At 73.2% G+C, this 2,807-nt stretch carries 2 protein-coding genes and 1 pseudogene; 1 reads left to right on the forward strand and 2 read right to left on the reverse strand.

What is annotated here, in order from left to right:
• On the reverse strand, window positions 1–725 hold a 725-nt coding region (locus AB0C29_RS41910), incomplete at its 3' end, for a hypothetical protein (RefSeq protein ID WP_360832957.1).
• A gap of 296 nt (window positions 726–1,021) precedes the next feature.
• Here AB0C29_RS41910 and AB0C29_RS41915 point away from each other — a divergent pair.
• Window positions 1,022–1,435 (forward strand): annotated as a pseudogene (locus tag AB0C29_RS41915) (aminopeptidase); the annotation flags it as partial.
• Between the two features lie 4 nt (window positions 1,436–1,439).
• On the opposite strand, the gene AB0C29_RS41920 reads toward AB0C29_RS41915, so the two are convergent.
• The coding region (locus AB0C29_RS41920) for an arabinogalactan endo-1,4-beta-galactosidase (protein WP_360832960.1) at window positions 1,440–2,807 on the reverse strand (1,368 nt) is incomplete at its 5' end.

The raw sequence follows: 2,807 nt of genomic DNA on the forward strand, positions 1-2,807 counted from the left end.
GCCAGGAAGAGGAACGGCCCGGCCACCGCCAGGGCCCGCCAGCGGAACTCGGCGCCCTCGTCGACGCCGCGCAGGATCAGCATCGCGGCCAGCTCGTCCGCCTCGTACTCGCGGCGGGAGTTGCGGCGGTCGTCGTCCGGCGGGGTGTGGCGGTGGCCGGCGAGCAGGTGGCCGTACTCGTGGCCCAGGGCGAACCGTTCCGCCGACCGGGCCATGAAGAAGCCGAAGGTGTTCTGGGCCTCCGCCGGGGCTTCCGGCGCGGCGGGGTCGCGCTGCAGGTAGGCGGTGACCGCGTCGGCGAACACCGCGTCGGCCTCCTCGCGCTGCTGACGCTGTTGCAGGGCCGCCGCCGCGTACCGGCTGGCGCCCTGCTCGTCGCGGGCCGGGGTGAGCTGCGACGCGACCAGGGTGGCGGCCACCCGGTCCAGCAGCGGGCGCAGGCCGGTGTCGAGCAGGATCAGCGTGCCGCCCTCCACGCTGTGCGTCCGCGCGTGCAGAGACCGGTGCGGAAACGCACCGACATGGGTGCCGGCCGGCACGTCGATCCGGCTGACCGCGAGGGTACGGCGGATTCCGGCGTCGACCGCGTCGAACGGATTGGCCAGCTCGTAGCCGCCGTCCCGGATCGCGGCCAGCACGTCCTCGCCGACGTGCGCGCGTTCCGGGGGGCCGAGACCCTCGACGTAGGCGCGGACCGCCGCGCGGGGCAGGGTGCCGTCGGGCATCGCTCGGCCTCCTGTGATCGTGGTCCGGCATGGTGGGGTAGGACAGGATATGGGCAGGCGTCGATGGTCGCCGGCGGCGGGGGACACTGTGCGGCGTCTGTGGACGATATTGCCGACGCTCATGATCATGGTGGCGCCGATGGTGGTGGCGCAACCCGCGGCCGCCGCGGATGAGGACATCCTCTCCCGGTTGCGCGCGGTGCCCGGCCTGACCGTCGTGGAGGAGCGCGCCGCGCCGGCCCCGTACAGGTTCTTCGCCGTGCAGGTCGAGGCGCTGCGCCGGCGCCGCGACCCAGCTCGGCTACCCGGTGATCAAGCTGCCCCACCTGGCGAAGCTCCAGCGCTACCGGGGCCAGGACCGCGCGGAGTCGTACCTGCCGCGTGAGCTGCGCCCGCGCTTCCGCCCGCCGGCGATGGCCGACATCGAGCTCTGGGCCCAGAGCGTGGCGAGCCGGCTGCTCTTCGTCTACAGCGAGAACGACCCGTGGGGCGCCGAGCCGTTCCGCCTCGGCCGCGGCACCCGGGACTCACTGTCCTACGTGGCCCCGGGCGCCAACCGCGGCGCGAACATCTCCCTGCTGACCCCGGACGAGTCCGCCACCGCGACCGCCGCGGTCCAGCGCTGGGCGGGCCTCACCGCCACGGCGGCCCGGTACGACCCGCTGCTCGACGCCTACAACCCCGCCCTGGACCGCCGCTACAACCGCTGACTGCTCAGAACCGCTTGAACACCGACAGGGCCGGCAGGGCGCGTCCGCTGTAGTCGAACAGCGCCTGGTTCTCCCAGCCGTCACCGGAGGCCGGGTCGGCCGGGTCCCAGCCCGCACCCTCGGCTGCCGTCCACGTCGGCTCCCAGTAGAAGACGCCCAGCGCGTTCGGCACCCCGGCGACCACGGTCAGGATGTCGCGCAGCGCGTCGGACTGGCCGCGCGGCGTCGCCGGGTAACCGCCGGTCTCGGCCAGGGCCGCGGTGAAGATGTTCGTCTCGTGGTCGTTCTCGGCGGTGGTGAAGCCGTACGCGGTCTCGGCCACCATCACCGGCTTGCCGTAGCGGCCCGCCAGGTCCAGGAGGTTGGCCTGCAGCGCGCCGAGTGAGCCGTGCCAGTAGACGTAGTGCGACACCGCGATCACGTCGAACGGCACGTTGCGGGCGGTCGCCTGGTCGAACCACCAGCGGTGCCCGCCGTTGTTGCCGCCCTCGGCCAGGTGCAGCACGACCTTGGTGCCCGGGGACGCCGCCGTGACCGCGGTGCTGCCGGCCGTCAGCAGGGCGGCCAGGCCGTCCCAGTTGTCCCACCGGCCGTCCGGCCACAGCAGGCCGCCGTTGATCTCGTTGCCCACCTGGGCCATCGCCGCCGGGGTGGCGTGCGGGGGCTGGTCGTGCGGGACCTCGTAGGTGTGGTCAAAGACGGCCTGCTTGAGCTGCTCGAAGCTGAGCGCCGCCCACGCCGCCGGCTTGTTCTGCTTGCCCGGGTCGGCCCACGCGTCGGAGTAGTGGAAGTCGATCAGCAGCTGCTGCCCGGCCGCCCTGGCCCGGCGCGCCTGGGCCAGCACGTCGTCCTTGTCGTTGTAGCCGTCGGCCGGGTCCACCCAGACCTTGAGCCGGATGAAGTTCACGCCGTTGGCCGCGAGCAGCGGGAACGGGTCGCGCCGCTGGCCCGCGGCGGTGCGGTACACGGCGCCGTGGTCCTCGTTCTTGGTCACGTGCGAGACGTCCGCGCCGGTGATCGCCAGCGGGGTGCCCGGCGCGGAGTTCGACGGGCCGAACGCGATGTCGTCGAAGTTCGTGTACTGCCCGGCGGCGGCGTCGGAGTGCAGCACGATCGTGCAGCGCCCGCCGGTCACCTTGACGGTGACGGCGAGCCGGACCCATTCATTTCCGGTACGGGGAATCGCGGCCCGTTCCTCCGCCGAGCCGCAACTGTTCAGCCCCACGTACGCCGAGGGCTGGTTGCCGCCCGAGCGCACCCGCAGGCTCAGCGTGTACGTGCCGCGCCGGAGCCCGGTGACCGGTTGACTCGTGGTGACCCGGTAGGCGGTGTCCGCGTAGTGCGTCAACTGATGGCTGCCGGTGTAGCCGCC

It is taken from the genome of Actinoplanes sp. NPDC048791, assembly GCF_040650095.1.
Lineage (GTDB): Bacteria > Actinomycetota > Actinomycetes > Mycobacteriales > Micromonosporaceae > Actinoplanes.